Annotated in this window: 1 protein-coding gene; it reads right to left on the minus strand. The window is 49.5% G+C overall.

Going from position 1 to position 321, the window contains the following annotated elements:
• Positions 1-52 precede the first annotated feature (52 nt).
• Positions 53-244: a Rop family plasmid primer RNA-binding protein gene (locus INF73_RS21965; protein ID WP_085843021.1), complete on the minus strand. Its 192-nt coding sequence runs from the start codon at positions 242-244 to the stop codon at positions 53-55.
• Positions 245-321: the final 77 nt, after the last annotated feature.

Consider the following 321-nt stretch of genomic DNA (forward strand, 5'->3'; position numbering starts at 1 on the left):
GTTCTACTCTTACCCGTCAGTCGGGCAGCCTCACTAATAGACACTCTGGCCATCAGTTACCATCCTGTAATTCATCCAGTCTCAAGGACAGTGTACGGAAAAGATGCTCCGCATCATCGTGGAGTTTCTCACAAAGGTCGGCCTCAACATCGAGATCAAGCTCGTTAAGCTTCTCCAGCAGGAGCAGAGACTGATTCTGGATGAATTTAGCCATGTTCAGCGCTGTTTTCTGTTGTTTCGTCATAAGAAGCCTCAGAGCGTCAGTGCTCAGTGTAGGGATGTTCTCTTTTCCGCTTCCTCGCTCACTCAGTCGCTACGCTC

The organism is Enterobacter cloacae complex sp. P6RS (assembly GCF_014982245.1).
GTDB lineage: Bacteria > Pseudomonadota > Gammaproteobacteria > Enterobacterales > Enterobacteriaceae > Enterobacter > Enterobacter bugandensis.